Genomic DNA, 16,971 nt, shown 5'->3' on the forward strand with positions numbered 1-16,971 from the left:
TCGATACGCCGCTGCGCGGCTACTCGATGGCTACTCAGGACGAACGGGTGGTGGTGGCTCTGATTTAATGCAAGCTACTCTAACGACCCGGAATAGCGCGCGCGCTTGCCGGAGCGCCCGGACCATTCGGGCCGATCTGCACTGCCTTGTCGTTGGCCGCGCGCTTCTCGGCGAGGGTCACGATGCCGTCGTGATTGGTGTCCATGCCGTCGAACGCCGCCAGGGCGCGGGCGCCGGCCTCCTTGCGGCTGAGCCTGCCGTCATGGTTGACGTCGACCGCGTTGAACGCGGCGGTCGCGGCGTTCAGCATCTTCTGCGCCTCTTCCCGCGTCGGCGCGCCGGGGGTGCCCGGCGGCGTGCGGTTCAGCACCGCGCCCATGCGCTTGCCGAACTCCGCGCGGCTCATGAAATTGTCCTTGTCGGTATCGGCGCGGTCGAACACCTCCTTGACCTGTGCCTCGACCTGCGCGCGCGTCACGGGGCCGGTCGTCTTCCCCTGGGCGCCGAGCGGCGGCGCGAGGGCGATGGCGGCGAGCGCGGCCGTTCCGGCGAGAGCGATGGGGCGCATGATATTCCTTTCACGGGCGCGCCGGTGGGACCGGCGCACGGGGCATGTCCGGGCATGCGATAGGCGCGGCAAGCTATCCGCAGCGTGAACGCGCCGGGAAATCAGCCGGTCTGCACGAGGAAAGAGATGACGATCAGGGTGGCTACGCCCGCGGCGATACTTGTCGTCCAGCCCATCGCGCGAGACCGGGTCCAGCCGCTGGCGCCCAGGCTGAACAACAACGCCAGCAGCGCCAGCATGAAACTCAGCGTCATGCCAATCTGTGCCGTGCCGGCCAGGTGCGCGGCGTGCGCGGGCGCGTCGGGATGAAGCGCCGCGATCAACATGGTCGAGCCGACCACGGCGACGATGAAGCCGACCGCGGAAACCGCCGCTCCAACAATCGCCGCGGCCGCGGGACGGCTGCGCTGTCCGGCGGTGAGGAAGGTTGCGAGATAGGTCGCGGCGAACCCGCCGAGAAACGCGCTCAACGCGCCGATCTGCGTGGCGAGCGTCGAGAGATAGGCGGGGGCGAGCTGCTGCATGGCGCGATGGTAGGGCGCGACGGCCGCGACGCAAGCGAGAGCGTGTCGGCGCGCGTGGTGGCGCGGCGTCGCCCTTGCAAAAAATCTATGACGGCAAATTGAACGCGGTGGGGATTGGCAATCGTCTGCCGTGACGCTCCTGCTCTTGGGGAAACGCCTCTCGATCGGCGCCGAGCTGCAATGGACTGCCCAAATGGCTTGTAAATCTACGGCGGCCATATTTCGCATCAGTATTGTAACCCTGCAACACAAGATGGAATCGAGCAGCCCGGACACTTTACAAAAGTTACCGCAAGTTACAGCCTATTATCATCCGGGGCGTGTAATAGCACCCCCGAACAGGCTGCACGTCTAAAGTGCGTAACTCGGGGAATCTGTTCCAATGTCAGTAAATACTCTTTCGCGCTTGCGGGCAGGCGCGGCTCCTATTGCTATGCTCATCGCCGTGGCGGCGGCGCCGGCCTTTGCGCAAACTGCGCCTGCCGACACCGCCGACCAGTCGGCCGAGGCAGCGGACGCGCCCGATATCGTGGTGACCGGATCGCTGTTCCGCCGCACCGACACCGAAACGCCGTCGCCCGTCACCGTGCTGACCGCCGACAATCTCGAAAAGGCCGGTATCACCACCGTCAACGACGCGATCCGATCGGTCTCGGCCGACAGCGCCGGCTCGATCGGCACCGGTTTCCAGAGCGGCTTCTCGGCCGGCGGCGCCGCGGTCTCGCTGCGCGGTCTCGGCGTGTCCTCGACCCTGGTGCTGATCGACGGCCTGCGGTCGACCAACTTCCCGATCAACGACGATGGGCACAATGCCTATGTCGACCTCAACTCGATCCCGTTCAGCCTGATCGAGCGGGTCGAAGTGCTGAAGGACGGCGCGTCCTCGACCTACGGTGCCGACGCGATCGGCGGCGTGGTCAACCTGATCCTGAAGAAGCAGTTCACCGGCATCTCCGGCAGCGTCGCGGCCGGCGTGGCGCAGGAAGGCGATGCGGGGCATCAGCGCGCCGACCTCTCGATCGGCTATGGCGACTATGCCGAGAAGGGCTGGAATTTCTACGTCAACGGCGAATATCAGCGCGACGGCCGGGTGACCAACCATAGCCGCGGTTTCCCGTACAACACGACCGACCTGAGCTCGATCGGTGGCCTCGACAACAACACCGCCGACAGCACGCTGACCACCGCGACACCGAACGCCGTGGTGGTGCGCACCAACCAGACCGACCTGAACAATCCGCTGGCGGGCGGCACGGCGCTGTTCGCGAGCGGCCTGCAACCCAACGGGTCGGCCTATAGCAACTATACCTCGCTGAACCTCAACTGCGCGCGCGGCAGCTATACCGTCGCGACGGGCGCGGCCCGCGGTACGGGCTGCAAGCACGACCTGGTCGACGAATATTTCCAGCTCCAGCCATTGCAGGAACGCTATGCGTTCAACGGCCGGCTGAGCATCCGGCTGAGCGACAATATCGAAGCCTATATCACCGGCAGCTATTCGCATGACTTCGTCAGCATCCTGAACGCACCGCGCGCGCTGCGCGCCACGCAGCCGTTCGGCGGGGCCCCCGCGCTCGCCTCGAGCAATCCGGGCATCGTGCTGCCGGTCTATGTCTGCGGCACGGGCACCAATTGCGCGACCGCCGCCGACCGCCGCCTCAACCCGAACAACCCCTATGCGGCCGCCTTTGCCAATGATCCGGCGAACGGCGCGGCGCGCATCTATTATCTGTTCGGCGACATCAAGGCGGGCAGCGACCGCAGCAACGAGGTGATCCGCGGCGCAGCCGGCCTGCGCGGCAGCTTCGAAGGCGGGTGGGACTGGCGCGTCGACGCGGTAGGCGCGAAGGACAATCTGAGCATCACGCAATATGGGTTCATCAACATCCCGAACCTGCTCAACGCGATCAACACCGGCGCCTATAATTTCGTCGATCCCTCGCTGAACAGCGCGGCGACCCGCAGCTTCGTCTCGCCCAACGTCACCACGCCCTCGACCTCGTCGATGGTGTCGCTCGACGCGTCGATCACCAAGTCGCTGCTCGAACTGCCGGGCGGTGCGCTGCAGCTCGCGATCGGTGGCCAGATCCGGCGCGAGACGCTGACCAACAACAACCAGAATGCGCGGCTCGACACCTATACGCTGACCACCTCGTCGGCGTTCGGCAAGCACACCGTCTCGGCCGGCTATTTCGAAATCGACGCGCCGGTGCTCGACATCCTCGATCTCACCGCGTCAGGCCGGTACGACCATTATTCGGAAGGGTTCAGCCACTTCTCGCCCAAGGTCGGCTTCAAGTTCACGCCGATCAAGGAACTGGCGATCCGCGGCACCTATTCGCAGGGTTTCCGCGCCCCGACCTTCGCCGAAAGCAACCCGCTCAGCCAATTTGCCGGCTTCTCCACCTTCACGCCGCCGGCATCGTTCCTGGCGGTGCATGGCGGGGTCCAGGGCAATACCAACCCCTATGCCCAGGCCTATCAGCTCGGCTCGGGCCTGGTCGGCAATCCCAATCTCGAGCCCGAGACCTCGCGCAGCTTCACCGCGGGCGGGATCTTCCAGCCGGTATCCTGGCTGAGCTTCACGGTCGATTATTACAACGTGAAGAAATCGAACCTGATCGTTGCCGGCCCGGCCACCGGCGATGCGCGCAACGCCTATTACAGCAAGTCGACCCTGGCCGAGGCGATCGCCGCGGTCGCGGCGGTCGGGCCGGGCTATTCCGTCAACGTCGTCGACGCGCCCGATCCGCTGTTCCCCAACGCGCTGCCGCGCGTGCTGATCATCAATGCGCCGTTCGTGAACGCCAATTATGCGATCACCTCGGGCATCGATTTCTCGGCCACCGCCAGGATCCCGATCAGCGACGGCATCCGCTTCACCAGCCGGCTCGAAGTGACCGACGTGCTGCAATATGATCTCCACACGGCGACCGGCGTCCAGAAATTCGCCGGGACGCTCGGGCCGTACGAGCTGTCGTCGGGCAACGGCACGCCGAAATGGCGCGGCAACTGGCAGAACACGCTGGAGGTCGGCAATTTCTCGCTGACCGCGACGGCCTATTATGTCGGCCGGATCAAATCGATCGCCAATGACGAACGCGTGGGCGACGATTGCACGCTCAACAACCAGTATGCCACCGGCGACACGGCGAAGGGCGCGCAATTCTGCTATATCCACAGCTTCATCAATACGAACCTGAATGCACAGGCGCGCGTCAACGACACGTTCACCCTGTTCGTCGACGTGGGCAATCTGTTCAACGCCCGGGCACCGATCGCGCCCGGCGCCTATGCCAGCGCGCCGAACTTCCTGACCAGCTGGCATTATGCCGGCCTGATCGGGCGGACGTTCAAGGCGGGGGCGAACTTCTCCTTCTGATCCGTTCGTATTTCTGACACGGGGCGGTTCCGCGAGGAGCCGCCCCTTTTTGTGTCAGTCGCAGGCCCAGGGAGCATGGGCCAGCGCTGCGGCAAGATGATCGATCACGGCCTGGACGCGCAGCGGCCGCAGCGGCGAGGGCGGCATGATCAGGTGGAGCGCCAGCGGCGGCGGCGTCCAGTCCGGCATCGCGATTTCGAGCGTGCCTTCGCCCAGCTCGCGCCAGACGAGGAATTCGGGCTGGATCGCGATGCCCTGGCCCGCAACCAGCGCGGGACCGAGCATATCGGCGTTGTCGGTCCACATCGCGACCGGCGGCTGGACGACCTCCTCGCCGAATTGCGGATGGGCGAAGCGCCAGGAGCCGGGGGTCGCGCCGCCGGTATAGGCAAGGGCGCGGTGGTCGCGCAGCTGCGCGGGATGCGTCGGGCGGCCCAGCGCATCGAGATAGGCCGGCGACGCGACGAGAAGCAGCCGCACGGTGCAGAGGCGCCGCGCGAGCAGGGACGAATCCCCGAGCCGCGCGATACGCAGCGCCAGGTCGAAACCCTCGGCGACCAGATCGACCTGGCGATCGCTGAGCGCGAAATCCAGGATCACGTCGGGATAGGCCGCGAGAAAGTCCGGCAGGGTGGCCGCCATATAGCCGATGCCGAAGGAGAGCGGTGCGCTGATCCGCACACGGCCGCGCGGGATCGCGAGTTGCTCGGCTGCTTCGTCCTCCAGCGCCTCGCCCTCGCGCAGGATCCGCATCGCGCGGTCGAGCGAGCTGCGCCCGCCCTCGGTGAGCGACAGGCGCCGCGAAGTGCGCGCCAGCAGTGAGATGCCCAGCCGCGCCTCCAGCCGGCCGATCGCCTTGGAAACGGTGGGATTGGACAGGCCGAGCTCCTGCGCGGCGCGCGCGAAGGAGCCGAGTTCGGCGACCTTGGCGAAGATCGCCCAGGCTTCGAGGTCGGGCAGGCGACGTGTCATTTTCGGCAATGATAAGATGCCAACGTTTCTATTTCGTCAAGTCGGCTTTGCCGCCATTTTGTCCCCAACGAAGCAACCCACCGCTTTTACAAGGAGATACACCATGATCGATCGTCGCCCCTTTGCCAGCCTCGGCGGTGCCAATCACGGCTGGCTCGATGCCAAGCATCATTTCTCGTTCGCCGGCTATTATGATCCCGCCCGCATGGGCTGGGGCCCGATCCGGGTGTGGAACGACGACACGATCGCGCCGGGCACGGGCTTTCCGCCGCACCCGCACGCCGACATGGAAATCATCACCTATGTCCGCGACGGGGCGATCACTCACCAGGACAGCCTGGGCAATATCGGCCGCACCGAAGCGGGCGACGTGCAGGTGATGAGCGCCGGGTCGGGCGTCCGCCATTCCGAATATAATCGCGAACCCGGCACCACCCGGATCTTCCAGATCTGGATCGAGCCGAAGACACGCGGCGCCGCACCGTCCTGGGGTGCCAAGCCTTTCCCCAAGGGCGATCGTTCGGGCGGGTTCGTCACCCTGGCGAGCGGTTTCGAGGGCGATGGCGACGCCCTGCCGATCCGCACCGACGCCCGCATCCTCGGCGCGACGCTGAAGGCCGGCGAGACGGCGGACTATGATCTGGGTGCCGGGCACCATGCCTATCTCGTGCCGGCCAAGGGCGTAGTCGAGATCAACGGCGTGCGCATCGATGCCCGCGACGGCGCCGCGATCAGCGACGAGACCCGCCTGCGCGTCACGGCGATCGAGGATGCCGAAATCGTCCTCGTCGACGCTGCCTGAACCTGACGACCAACCACGACCACCAAGCAAGGGAGAATGACCATGAACACCATCACCACCCAGGACGGCACCGAGATCTTCTACAAGGATTGGGGCCCCAAGGACGCCCAGCCGATCATGTTCCACCACGGCTGGCCGCTCAGCTCGGACGATTGGGACGGGCAGATGATGTTCTTCCTCGCCAAGGGGTACCGCGTCATTGCCCATGACCGCCGCGGCCATGGCCGTTCCTCCCAGGCGGCCACCGGCCACGACATGGACACCTATGTCGCCGACGTGATCGAACTGACCGACGCGCTCGACCTGAAGAATGCGATCCATATCGGCCATTCGACCGGCGGCGGCGAAGTGGCGCGCTATGTTGCCCGAGCCAAGCCCGGCCGGGTGGCCAAGGCAGTGCTGGTCAGCGCGGTCGCGCCGATCATGGTGAAGACGGCGAGCAACCCGGACGGTGTGCCGATGGAAGTGTTCGACATGGTCCGCGACCAGACCGCCACCAACCGGGCGCAGTTCTTCTACGACTTCACCTTGCCCTTTTTCGGCTACAACCGTGACGGCGCGGAGATCAAGGAAGCGGTGCGCAACAACTGGTGGCGGCAGGGCATGATGGGCAGCGCGTTGGCACATTATGTCGGCATCGCCGCCTTCTCCGAGACCGACTTCACCGAGGACCTGAAGGCGATCGCGGTGCCTACCCTGGTGCTGCACGGCGAAGACGATCAGGTCGTGCCGTTCCCGACGACCGGCAAGCTGTCCGCCGGGATCGTCAAGAATGCGGTGCTGAAGTCCTATCCGGGCTATCCGCATGGCATGCCGACGACGCATGCCGACGCGATCAACGCCGACCTGCTCGCGTTCATCCAGGGCTGAACAACGGCGCGCGGCGGAGCGAAAGCCCCGCCGCGCGCCTTGTTGTCATCAATACTCGGTCATTGAATCTTAAAGCCTACCATGTTAGTGGGATTTTAGATGAGCGAGACGAATCGTCTGCCCACGACCTGCCCGGATCACCCGGTCTGGGCCTCGCTTTTCCCCTATATCATCGGCCCCGAGGATGCGGCGCTCTCCTTCGCGGCGCGGCTGGCGCGCGAGAATGGCTGGAGCCTCGCTCATGCCGGGCGCGTGATCGGGGAGTACAAGAAATTCTGCTTCCTGGCGGTCACCGGCGAGACGGAGGTGACACCCTCCGACGCGGTCGACCAGGCCTGGCACCTGCACCTGACCTATAGCCGGGATTATTGGGAGCGTTTCTGCCCCGAGATCCTCGGCCGCCCGCTGCATCATGGCCCGACCGCGGGCGGCGCGGGCGAGCGGGGCCGCTTCTTCGATCAATATGCCGAAACGCTGAAGCGCTACGAAGGTGTGTTCGGCGAGGCACCGCCGGCGGATATCTGGCCGGGCGGGGCGCGGCGGCTGATCGACGATCCCAGGGCGCGCCGGGTCCACCCGCGCGACGCCTTCATCATCCCCAGGCGCACGGCGCTGCTGTTCCTTTTCACGATCCTGCTGGCAGCGGCGGTCCTTGCGTCTGTGGTGTCACGGTAGAGGAGCATTGATGATGTCTCTCGGACCTTTCGACCTGACTGCCGAACCGTTCCTCCAACTCTACATGATCCTGTTCGCGACGGTGATCGTCGCGGGCTTCGTCATTCCGCGCTGGCTCCGCCCCGACGGACGGTCGGCCCGCGTCACCGATACGCGGCAGCTCGCCTATCTGGCGGGCGGTGCGACCCGCTTCGCCGATGCGGTGGTGACCCGGCTGCTGGCGGCGCGGGCGCTCGTCCTGATCGGCAAGAAGAGCTTCCATGTCGCGGCGCGCAGCGGCGGCGATACGCCCGCCGACCGCAGCGTGCTGGCGATCCCCGGCGAGGTGCGCTGGCCGGTGATCGAGATGGCGCTGAAACCCTATGCCCAGCCGGTGCGGAGCAAGCTGGTCGCGGCGGGCCTGATGATGGACGACGGGCTGACCCTGCAGATGCGCTTCTGGCAGACACTGCCCTATCTGCTGCTGCTGGTCTTCGGCAGCATCAAGCTGCTGGTCGGGGTCGAACGCGACCGGCCGGTGGGGTATCTGACCTTGCTGCTGATCCTGACCGCGGTCTTCGCGGTGATCCGCTGGGTCGCGGTCGATCGACGGACCCGGGGCGGGCATGCGGTGCTGAACCGCGCCCGGGACGATGCCGATCGGCTGCGGCGTGCGCCAACCGCCGACGAGACCGACCGTGCGGTGGCGCTGTTCGGGACCAGCGTGCTGATCGGATCGGGGCTGGGCGACTATCACACACTACGCACCGCGAGCTCGGGCGACAGCGGCGGCGGCTCGAGCGATGGCGGCGGCGGAGGGTGCGGCGGTGGCGGGTGCGGCGGTTGCGGCGGGTGACCGCCGGCCGCAAGGGTCAGCGCTTTTGGCGCGACCTGTTGGCGTAGAGCAGGGCGGCGACGACGGCGGCGGAGCCGATGCCGAGCCCGATGGTCGTCAGCGGCCAGCGCTTCGCCTTGGCGGCATCGCCGGTCGCTGCCGCGGCTTCGCGCTGCTCTTTGGCGGCGCGGGTCGCAGCGAGGATCTCGTTGGTGTCGTCCTGGTCGTCGGTAGCCAAGTCACTCTCCCTTGGGCGGGCCAGCATAGTCCCGTCTGAACGCATCGGCAAAGGCCGTGATCCGCCCGTCCGCTATCGCGCCGCGAAGATCGGCCATCAAGACCTGATAAAACCACAGATTATGCTCGGTCATCAGCATCGCGCCGAGAATCTCCCCCGCGCGCACTAGGTGATGGAGATAGGCGCGGCTCCAGGTGTTGCAGACCGGGCAGGGGCAGGCCGGATCGAGCGGACCGGTATCCTCGGCGAACTTCGCGTTGCGGATGTTGATCGGGCCGGTGCGGGTGAAGGCCTGGCCGGTGCGGCCGGAGCGCGTGGGCAGGACGCAGTCGAACATGTCGATCCCGCGCTCGACCGCGCCGACGATGTCGTCGGGCTTGCCCACGCCCATCAGATAGCGCGGCTTGTCGGCGGGGAAGCTGGCCGGGTGCGAAATCGAGGCAGCCGAACATCGCCGCCTGCCCCTCGCCGACCGCGAGGCCGCCGACCGCATAGCCGTCGAACCCGATATCGGTCAGTGCCCGGGCGCTTTCGCCGCGGAGCTGTTCGTCGAGCGCGCCTTGCTGGATGCCGAAGATCGCCGCGCCCTCGGCGTGCGCGCCGCCGCCGTCGAAGGCGTCGCGGCTGCGCTTCGCCCAGCGCATCGAGCGGGCCATGGCGGCGGCCTGCACGTCCTTGGTCGAAGTGGTCGGCACCAGCTCGTCGAACGCCATGACGATGTCGGAACCGAGCAGCCGCTGGATCTCGATCGAGCGTTCGGGCGAGAGGGTGTGGCGGGTGCCGTCGAGATGGCTCTTGAAGGTGACGCCGTCCTCGGACCGGGTGGTCAGGTCGCTGAGGCTCATCACCTGATAGCCGCCGCTGTCGGTGAGGATCGGGCGGTCCCAGCCCATGAAGCCGTGCAGCCCGCCGAGCCGGGCGACGCGCTCGGCGCCGGGGCGGAGCATCAGGTGATAGGTGTTGCCGAGGATGATGTCGGCGCCGGCGGCGCGGACATCGGCCGGCTTCACCGCCTTGACCGTGGCGGCGGTGCCGACCGGCATGAAGGCGGGCGTGCGGATCGTGCCGCGGCGCATCGCGATCTCGCCGGTGCGGGCCTTGCCGTCGGTGGCGTGGATGGTGAAGTCGAAACGGGGGGACATGGCCTGCCCTCTAGCGGCGGAAGTCGGCGCCTGTCGACACGCATCGCTTCGCCGGCCTAGACGTTGCGCCATCATGGCCGACGAACGGACGGAAAAGCTGCGCGAGATGGCGCGGCATCGCGGGCTGAAGCTGAAGACGTCGCGCAGGCGCAAGCCGGGCGGCGATTTCGGGCGCTTTGGGCTGGTCGATGCGGCGGACAAGCCGATGCTGGGGATCGGCGACAAGGGGCTGGAGGCGAGCGCGGAGGAGGTCGAGGCCTATCTGCGCGACGTGGAGCGGGCGACATGGAAGAGTTCGGCGGGGTCGATAAAGGCGCGGAAGAAGGTGGCGCCGCCGCCTGAGCCCGAGCCTGAGCCTGAGCCTGAGCCTGAGCCTGAGCCTGAGCCACAACCCAAGGCCGCCCCCAAACCGAAGCCGGCACCAAAGGCAAAACCCAAGCCGAAATTCAAGGTCGCGGTCGCCAACCTGTTCGCGAAGCTGCCTGCCGCCAAGCGTGCCGAGGCCTTTACCGAGCTGCTCGACCGTCCGGGCGTACGCATCGAGCGGATCGTGTCGAACGGTCAGGCGACGCCCGAGGACGAGCCGATGGTGCAGGAACAGTACGAATGGGTCATGCTGTTGCAGGGCGAGGCCGGGATCAGGATCGAGGATTCGGTGGCGGTGACGCTGAAGCCCGGCGATCACCTGACGATCGCGGGCGGGCAGCGGCATTGGGTGACCTATACCGCCAAGGGCGCGCCGACGGTTTGGCTGGCGGTGCATATCGGCTGAATTCCTTCCGCCTTCCCCGGCGGAGGCCGGGGTCCAGTCGGGAAGGCTGAAGTTATGACGCGCAGCGCCAGCCAATGGGCCTTCCCCAACTGGACCCCGGCCTTCGCCGGGGAAGAGTGAAAAAGCCTAGAGCGCCAGCTCCCAGATCTCGCCCTGCTCGGGTTTGCCGAAGCTGTGATGCACCTCGGTCTTCACGATCTGGAACCCGGCGCCGGCATAGATGCGCCGCGCGCTCAGCAGCACGCTGTGAGTCCATAACCGCAAGGTCTTGTAGCCTGCGTCGCGCGCGAAGGTGACGCAGCGGCCGACCAGGTCGCCGCCGATGCCCATGCCGCGCGCCCAGGGCTCGACATAGAGCAGGCGAAGCTGGGCGACGCCGTCGCCGACATCGACCACGAAGATCGAGCCGGCCATCACGCCGCCGCTTTCGGCGACCCAGCATTGCTCGCGGTCGGCCTGATAGTCGCGGAGAAAGGCCGAGGTGACGTCTCCCAGCAGCGCCTCCATCGGGGCGCCCCAGCCATGGCTTTCGTCATAGAGGATCGCCTGGCGCGCGGTGATCATGCCCATGTCGCCGGCGCGGAAGGTGCGGATATCATAACCCGCCGCTTCGCTGGTGCCGAGCAATCCGCGCGCGGTGTCGAGCGCGGTGACGAGCACGCGCCGGTCCGCCTCGGCCAGCGGCGCGATGCGGTGTTCCAGCACCTCGCGCTGGCGCTTGTCGAGATCGGCGAACATCTCGCGCCCGGCTGCGGTCAGCGAGATCGGGCGGCGCCGGGCGTCCTCGCCGCGGCCGCGCTCGATCCAGCCGCTCGCCTCGAACTTGCGCAGCATCCGGCTGGCATAGCCGGCGTCGAGCCCGATAACCTCCTGCAGGTCGGTCGCCACGGGCTGGTCGCGGGTCGCGATCTCATAGAGCAGCCGCCCTTCGGCGAGCGACAGGGCGCTGCCGAGGAAGCGCTGATCCAGCGCGCCGGAGAATTTGGTATAGAAGCGGTTGAACGCGCGCAGCGCGGGAATGGTCGAGTCCATGTCCCCTTGATGCGACTGATACTTGACGATGTCAAGTAATCACGGAGGTGCGAAGCGCTCCAGCATCTCGTAGAAAATCATGTCCGCCGCTGCCTGGGATCCCATGTCGATCACGCCCTTCGGCTCCGCTTCAGCGATGGCATATTCGGCCTCGACGAACGCTTCGATCTCGGCGGGCATCGGTGCCAGGCCGAGCTCGCGCGTTTCCGCCTTGCGTGCGATGAGATCGGCGATGATCGTCCGGACCTGCGCCGGCGGTTCGCATTCGGCGGTCAGGGTCGGGAAATGCATCGGCGGCGTGGCGTCGGGGTGGTGGCGCATCCAGCGCAGCACCGCGGCCGGGCGCAGGATGTAGAAGAGCCGCTTGATCGCGATTCCATCCCCGTCGCTCGCGCGCTTCCATTGCTGCAGGCCGAGATGGAGATAATGGCGCCGAATCAACGGCAACGGCGCATAAGCGTCGGCAAAGGCGAGCAGGGCATCGCGGAAGGCGGGATCACCGCGATAGACGATCGGGGAGCGCAGCCATTCGATCGCGACCGCATTGCCCTTGACGATCAGCCGCAGCGCCTTGGCGATATCCCATCCATTGACATCGAGCAGCCCGTCGAGCGGCGTCTCGATCACGTCGCGCTGCGGCCAGAGCGTCAGATAATCCTGGCGGCGCCGGACAAACAGGAAGCGGCAGTCATAATCGCTGTCGGGCGAGGCGAAGCCCCACGCGCGGCTGCCGCTTTCGATCGCGAGCGGCATCGAGACCCGCTCGTCGCGCACGATCGCCTCGAGCCGACCATCGATCGCCGCGACGGTCGCCGCGTCGAAATCACCGGGAATCGACCGCATCAGGCCTGCCGCTGCTCGCTGCCGCTCGCACAGGCGCCGCCGAGCAGCAGTCGGGACACTTCGTCGGGATGCTCGAAGAACAGGTCTGGCGCGGCGTTCACCAGCGCCTCGCGGTGGGCATAGCCCCATAGCACCGCGCCGGCGGTGACCCCGGCCTTGCGCGCGGCGGAAATGTCGCGGGTTTCGTCGCCGATCGCGATCGCCTCATAGGGCTCGACATAAGCGCGGCGCAGCACCCTGCGATAACGCGGGGCCTTGCCGAAAAGCGAGGCCCCGCATTCGAACCAGTTGATCCGCGCGACGTTCGCCGGGCCGAGGATGGCACGCGCGTTCGGCTCGGAATTCGAGGTGACGAGCGCGATCTTGAACCCCGCCCCGGCCAGGTCGCGGAGCAGCGGCTCGACGCCGTCGAACAGCGCGATCTTGTCGGTCTGCTCGGCAAGCCGCGCATGGAGATAGCGGCCGATCCCGGGCAGTTTCCAGCGTGGGATGCCGAGATAGCGAATCACTTCACGGCTGGTGCGGCCGCGCAGCATCTCGACTTCCTCGGGGGTGACCCGGCGGAAGCTGAAGCGCTGCGCCAGCTGGTCGGACATCGAGAGGAACCAGTCGCCGCTGTCCGCCAGCGTGCCGTCGAAATCGAAGATCACCAGGCGATAGCGGCGCGATTCCGCGCTTGCCGTGATGCCTTTGTGGCCGTCCGGAGTGGAGCAGTAGTTCACGCTACTGCCTTGGCCTGGGGGCAAGCGCAGCAGCGGTGAGGATCGGCATGCGCATCTCGGAGGCCTTTTTCACGGGTCAGCAGGGTGGCGGTGCCATGGGCGCACAAGCGATAGCGCAATCGAACCGCGTGGCGATAGCCGTTGCACGGTTTTAGGTGAATCGATCCTCCAGGGAGAAGGAGCGATTATCCCACCATATCCCAACCATATTCATTGCACGGCCCGGTCTCCCGCCTGATACTGTTCGCCGGCCCCGTCGGAACGGGTGTCCAGGGCCAGGGGAGCGAAGGATGGCCGAGAAAGCCGGCCCGGACGAGGCCGTTTCGACGAGGCACGGCCTCTCCATGGGGCAGAAATATATCGGCTTGAGCGTGACCTTGCTCCTGCTGATGCTGGCGGCGGCGGTCTATTCCTTCGTCCAGGTCAGCCTGGCCAGCGACGAGACCCACCTTCTCACCGACGTGGTCGAGCCGCTCGATCATGAATTGAACGATCTCGCGCAGAACGCGTCGGCTGAAGCGCTCTCGGTCGAACGGGCGCTGCGTTATGGCGGCCCGCAGATCAACGATCCGGTGCGCGCCAAGGAGCAGGCGAGCCGCTTCGCCGCGCTGTCCGATCATGTCGGTGCGAGCATCGTCACGCTTGCGCGGCACATCGCCGCCTATGAAACCCGGACGACGCGCACCGATATCGCCGTGGCGCTGGGCCGGCTGGATCTGGAACTGCAAGCGGTGAAGCGCGAGCATCAACGCTATCAAGCCTCGGTAAAGGCCCTGCTGAGCCCGGCGCCCGGCACCCCGCGCGACCAGATCGACCTGCTCGAGCGGCACACGCAGCAACAGGAAATCGCGCTGATCGGCGCGATGGAGCGTCTGACCCGCGAGACCGGCACGCTGGCCGCCGCGGGCGAAGCGGGCGAGGGCAGGACCATGTCCCGATCGCTGCTGGCATCGAAGGAGAATCTGATCCTGGCGATCATCGCCTTCCTCGCGGGATCCCTGCTGTCCTTCCTGTTCACCCGCCACATGGTGGGAAGGGTCCATCGCCTGATCCGGGGCACGCATGAGGTGCGGCGGGGCAATCTCGACGTGACCCTGCCGGTGACCGGGGGCGACGAGATCGGGCAGCTGACCAACGCCTTTTCGGACATGGTCGGCGAGTTGCGCAGCAAGGTGACGATGCGGCAGACCTTCGGCAATTACATGGATCCGCGCGTGGTCGACCGGCTGCTCGGCGACGACCGCGCCGTGCTCGAAGCGGGCGAGCGGCGGAACATGACCGTGTTCTTCTCCGACCTTCAGGGGTTCAGCGCGATCTCCGAGACCTTGACGCCGACCTCGCTGGTCAAGCTGGTCAACCGCTATCTCTCGCTGGCGTCCGAGCCGATCCACGAGAATCAGGGCGTGATCGACAAATATATCGGCGATGCCGTGATGGCCTATTGGGGCGAGCCCTTCACGCAGGGCGACCCTGTGCTGGCCGCCTGCCGCGCCGCGCTCGCCCAGCGGCGCCAGGTGACCGCATTGCAGGCGGAACTGCCCGAACTGCTCGGCCTGCGGCGAGGGGCGCCCGAGGTGAACATCCGCATCGGCCTGGCGACGGGCGACGTCGTGGTCGGCAGCATCGGGTCGTCCCGGTCAAAGTCGTTCACGATCATGGGCGATCCCGTCAATATCGCGTCGCGCCTCGAAGGCGCGAACAAGATCTATGGCACGACCATCCTCGCCGACGAGGCGACGATCGACCGGGTGCGCGCGCATATCGAGGTGCGCGAGATCGATATCATGGCCGCGGTCGGCAAGAGCGAGGCGATACGGATCTTCGAACTGCTGGGCGAAACCGGCCGGACCGAGCCCGGTCTGCTGGAGCTGCGCGACCTGTTCGAGGCGGGGCTGGCGGCCTATCGCGCGGGCGACTGGGCGGTGGCGGCGGACCGCTTCGCCGCGTGCCGGCGGATCGCGCCCGGCGACGCGCCGTCAGCGCTGTTCGAGCAACGCGTCCGCCTCTTTCGCGAAACCCCGCCCGGGAAGGACTGGACCGGGATCTGGGTGACCGCCAGCAAGTGACGCGTGCCCAGAGCTTATCCCTTCGGTTTCCTGCCGCGCGGGTCCGGGCGGTCGCCCATAGCCATGGCCTTGATCGTCAGCAGCTCGGCGCGGGTCAGCACGCCGTCCTTGTCGGTATCGAAGCGCGCGAACAGCGTGGCGAACTGCGCCTGCAACTCGGCCAGGGTGATGCGATTGTCGCCATCGGTGTCGATGGTGAAGGGACTCGGCAGGGCGTTGCGATCGCCGAGCCACAAGAGCGCCCAGTCGCTATAACCGATATAGCCGATCGATCCGGCATTGCCGGTGTCCACCGCTGCAAAGCTACGCTTCACGCATGCGTCGAGTTCGGCCCGCGTCACCTTCGCGTCGCCATTGGCATCGCAGGCGGCGATCATCAGCGCGACGGGCTCGGCGACGATCGTGGCGGGTGGCTGGCCGGTCGACGAACCGATCGGCGGGCCGCCGCCGGACGGGAGCGTGATCGGCACCCTTTGCTGGGTGACCTGCGCGGCGGCCGGCGCCGCGGCGAACAGGGCCAGGAGCGCGCCGGCAAGGATCGACAGAGGGATTGTGGAAGGGGTTTTCACGGGACCGGCACGCTCGCTCATCGGAGTTGCGGAATCCGATAGCCGGAATCCGGCGGCGGGGGATAGGTTGTCGTGCGATGGGCAGTGTGCATGGTGGCGGTTCAGGACGGAGTGCGCTGCGTTGAATCGACATGGTCGCGAAGGCGAATGTAGTTAAACAACTGTTATTGCATGATATATTTTACGGTGCCTTGAAGCGGATAACGGAAGGAGACTGTGCCATGTATGTCTGTGGTCTCGTCATCCCGGTGCCCGGGGATCGGATCGACGCCTATCGCGCCTGGGCCGAGAATAGTGCGGAGTTCTTCAGGGACTATGGTTGCCTGGAGATCGTCGAATGCTGGGAGGATTATATCCCGGACGGCAAGCAGACCGATTTCCGCCGAGCGGTCGCGGCGGAGGCCGGCGAGAAGATCGTCTTCACCTGGCAGGTCTGGCCCGACAAGGCCTATTTCCAGGCCGCCGAGGAGAAGATGCACCACGACGCGCGCATGGACTCGGCCGGGGACCCGCCGTTCGATGCCAGGCGCCTTATCCTCGGCTGTTTCGAGCCGATCGTTTCGGTGGGCCGGGACTGACGGCCCGTCCGGCTAGCGATCCACTCACCGCGTTGGGAGGTAAAATGACGGAGCACCGCATCTTTTCGGTAAGCGTCGCGAGCGTGTACCCGCATTATGTCGTCAAGGCGGAGAAGAAAGGACGCACAAAGGCCGAAGTCGATCAGATCATCCGCTGGCTGACCGGACACAGCCAGGACAGCCTGGAGGATCAGCTCGCGCGAAAGGTGACCTTCAGGGATTTCTTCGCGCAGGCGCCCAAGATGAATCCTTCACGTGCGCTCATCACGGGCGTGGTGTGCGGCGTTCGCGTGGAGAATGTCGAGGAACCCGTGATGCGGGAAATACGCTATCTGGACAAGCTGATCGACGAGCTCGCCAAAGGGAAGGCGATGGAGAAAATCCTTCGCTAGCCCGGCGGGT

17 protein-coding genes and 1 pseudogene are annotated in these 16,971 nt (G+C 66.4%); 9 read left to right on the top strand and 9 right to left on the bottom strand.

Features of this window, described 5'->3' with window-relative positions; all coding sequences use genetic code 11:
- Nucleotides 1-79: 79 nt before the first annotated feature.
- The gene (locus ACZ1I5_RS02225) at nt 80-568 is read right to left on the bottom strand and encodes an EF-hand domain-containing protein (RefSeq protein ID WP_465172118.1); all 489 of its coding nucleotides are present in this window, start codon (nt 566-568) and stop codon (nt 80-82) included.
- 101 nt (nt 569-669) lie between these two features.
- A complete protein-coding gene (locus ACZ1I5_RS02230; protein ID WP_465172119.1) occupies nt 670-1,092 on the bottom strand; it encodes a hypothetical protein in 423 nt (140 codons plus the stop codon).
- Between the two features lie 433 nt (nt 1,093-1,525).
- On the opposite strand from ACZ1I5_RS02230, the gene ACZ1I5_RS02235 reads away from it, so the two are divergent.
- Complete coding sequence (locus ACZ1I5_RS02235) at nt 1,526-4,474, top strand: TonB-dependent receptor domain-containing protein (protein ID WP_465172120.1); 2,949 nt, start codon at nt 1,526-1,528, stop codon at nt 4,472-4,474.
- Between the two features lie 54 nt (nt 4,475-4,528).
- On the opposite strand, the gene ACZ1I5_RS02240 is transcribed toward ACZ1I5_RS02235, so the two are convergent.
- Entirely contained in the window at nt 4,529-5,446 is a 918-nt protein-coding gene (locus tag ACZ1I5_RS02240) for a LysR family transcriptional regulator (RefSeq protein WP_465172121.1), read from the bottom strand.
- Between the two features lie 103 nt (nt 5,447-5,549).
- Between ACZ1I5_RS02240 and ACZ1I5_RS02245 the strand changes: the two genes are divergently transcribed.
- The 4 genes from ACZ1I5_RS02245 to ACZ1I5_RS02260 all read left to right on the top strand — a co-directional run bounded on the left by ACZ1I5_RS02245 (nt 5,550) and on the right by ACZ1I5_RS02260 (nt 8,628).
- Nucleotides 5,550-6,248 (top strand): pirin family protein, encoded by a 699-nt coding sequence (locus ACZ1I5_RS02245; protein ID WP_465172122.1) that lies wholly within the window; start codon nt 5,550-5,552, stop codon nt 6,246-6,248.
- 42 nt (nt 6,249-6,290) lie between these two features.
- Nucleotides 6,291-7,118, top strand: coding sequence for an alpha/beta fold hydrolase (locus tag ACZ1I5_RS02250; RefSeq protein WP_465172123.1), 828 nt, complete (start codon nt 6,291-6,293; stop codon nt 7,116-7,118).
- Between the two features lie 99 nt (nt 7,119-7,217).
- A complete protein-coding gene (locus ACZ1I5_RS02255) occupies nt 7,218-7,793 on the top strand; it encodes a glycine-rich domain-containing protein (RefSeq protein WP_465172124.1) in 576 nt (191 codons plus the stop codon).
- 13 nt (nt 7,794-7,806) lie between these two features.
- Complete coding sequence (locus tag ACZ1I5_RS02260; RefSeq protein WP_465172125.1) at nt 7,807-8,628, top strand: TIGR04222 domain-containing membrane protein; 822 nt, start codon at nt 7,807-7,809, stop codon at nt 8,626-8,628.
- Nucleotides 8,629-8,644: 16 nt separating this feature from the next.
- Here ACZ1I5_RS02260 and ACZ1I5_RS02265 read toward each other — a convergent pair whose 3' ends face one another.
- Together ACZ1I5_RS02265 and tgt are read right to left on the bottom strand one after the other, a co-directional pair.
- Nucleotides 8,645-8,845 (bottom strand): hypothetical protein, encoded by a 201-nt coding sequence (locus tag ACZ1I5_RS02265; RefSeq protein ID WP_465172126.1) that lies wholly within the window; start codon nt 8,843-8,845, stop codon nt 8,645-8,647.
- Nucleotide 8,846: 1 nt separating this feature from the next.
- A pseudogene (gene tgt / locus ACZ1I5_RS02270) lies at nt 8,847-9,987 on the bottom strand (tRNA guanosine(34) transglycosylase Tgt).
- Between the two features lie 73 nt (nt 9,988-10,060).
- Between tgt and ACZ1I5_RS02275 the strand changes: the two are divergent.
- Nucleotides 10,061-10,759 (top strand): hypothetical protein, encoded by a 699-nt coding sequence (locus tag ACZ1I5_RS02275; protein ID WP_465172127.1) that lies wholly within the window; start codon nt 10,061-10,063, stop codon nt 10,757-10,759.
- 126 nt (nt 10,760-10,885) lie between these two features.
- On the opposite strand, the gene ACZ1I5_RS02280 is transcribed toward ACZ1I5_RS02275, so the two are convergent.
- Genes ACZ1I5_RS02280 through ACZ1I5_RS02290 form a run of 3 tightly spaced genes read right to left on the bottom strand, consistent with a single transcriptional unit; the run spans nt 10,886 to nt 13,356 of the window.
- Nucleotides 10,886-11,791, bottom strand: a complete 906-nt coding sequence (locus tag ACZ1I5_RS02280) for a bifunctional helix-turn-helix transcriptional regulator/GNAT family N-acetyltransferase (RefSeq protein ID WP_465172128.1) — start codon at nt 11,789-11,791, stop codon at nt 10,886-10,888.
- A 39-nt stretch (nt 11,792-11,830) separates the two neighbouring features.
- Entirely contained in the window at nt 11,831-12,634 is an 804-nt protein-coding gene (locus ACZ1I5_RS02285) for a nucleotidyltransferase domain-containing protein (RefSeq protein ID WP_465172129.1), read from the bottom strand.
- A complete protein-coding gene (locus tag ACZ1I5_RS02290; protein ID WP_465172130.1) occupies nt 12,634-13,356 on the bottom strand; it encodes an HAD hydrolase-like protein in 723 nt (240 codons plus the stop codon). The genes ACZ1I5_RS02285 and ACZ1I5_RS02290 overlap by 1 nt, the downstream gene beginning before the upstream one ends.
- A gap of 290 nt (nt 13,357-13,646) precedes the next feature.
- On the opposite strand from ACZ1I5_RS02290, the gene ACZ1I5_RS02295 reads away from it, so the two are divergent.
- Nucleotides 13,647-15,422: an adenylate/guanylate cyclase domain-containing protein gene (locus ACZ1I5_RS02295; RefSeq protein WP_465172131.1), complete on the top strand. Its 1,776-nt coding sequence runs from the start codon at nt 13,647-13,649 to the stop codon at nt 15,420-15,422.
- A 14-nt stretch (nt 15,423-15,436) separates the two neighbouring features.
- On the opposite strand, the gene ACZ1I5_RS02300 is transcribed toward ACZ1I5_RS02295, so the two are convergent.
- Nucleotides 15,437-15,991 carry an EF-hand domain-containing protein gene (locus ACZ1I5_RS02300; RefSeq protein WP_465172132.1) on the bottom strand — a complete coding sequence of 185 codons (555 nt, stop codon included), beginning with the start codon at nt 15,989-15,991 and terminating at the stop codon, nt 15,437-15,439.
- Nucleotides 15,992-16,212: 221 nt separating this feature from the next.
- On the opposite strand from ACZ1I5_RS02300, the gene ACZ1I5_RS02305 reads away from it, so the two are divergent.
- Nucleotides 16,213-16,569, top strand: a complete 357-nt coding sequence (locus ACZ1I5_RS02305) for a DUF1428 domain-containing protein (RefSeq protein ID WP_465172133.1) — start codon at nt 16,213-16,215, stop codon at nt 16,567-16,569.
- 44 nt (nt 16,570-16,613) lie between these two features.
- Nucleotides 16,614-16,961 (top strand): DUF2200 domain-containing protein, encoded by a 348-nt coding sequence (locus tag ACZ1I5_RS02310; protein ID WP_465172134.1) that lies wholly within the window; start codon nt 16,614-16,616, stop codon nt 16,959-16,961.
- Nucleotides 16,962-16,971: the final 10 nt, after the last annotated feature.

The sequence above is a fragment of the Sphingomonas sp. BL-S-30 genome (genome assembly GCF_055521475.1).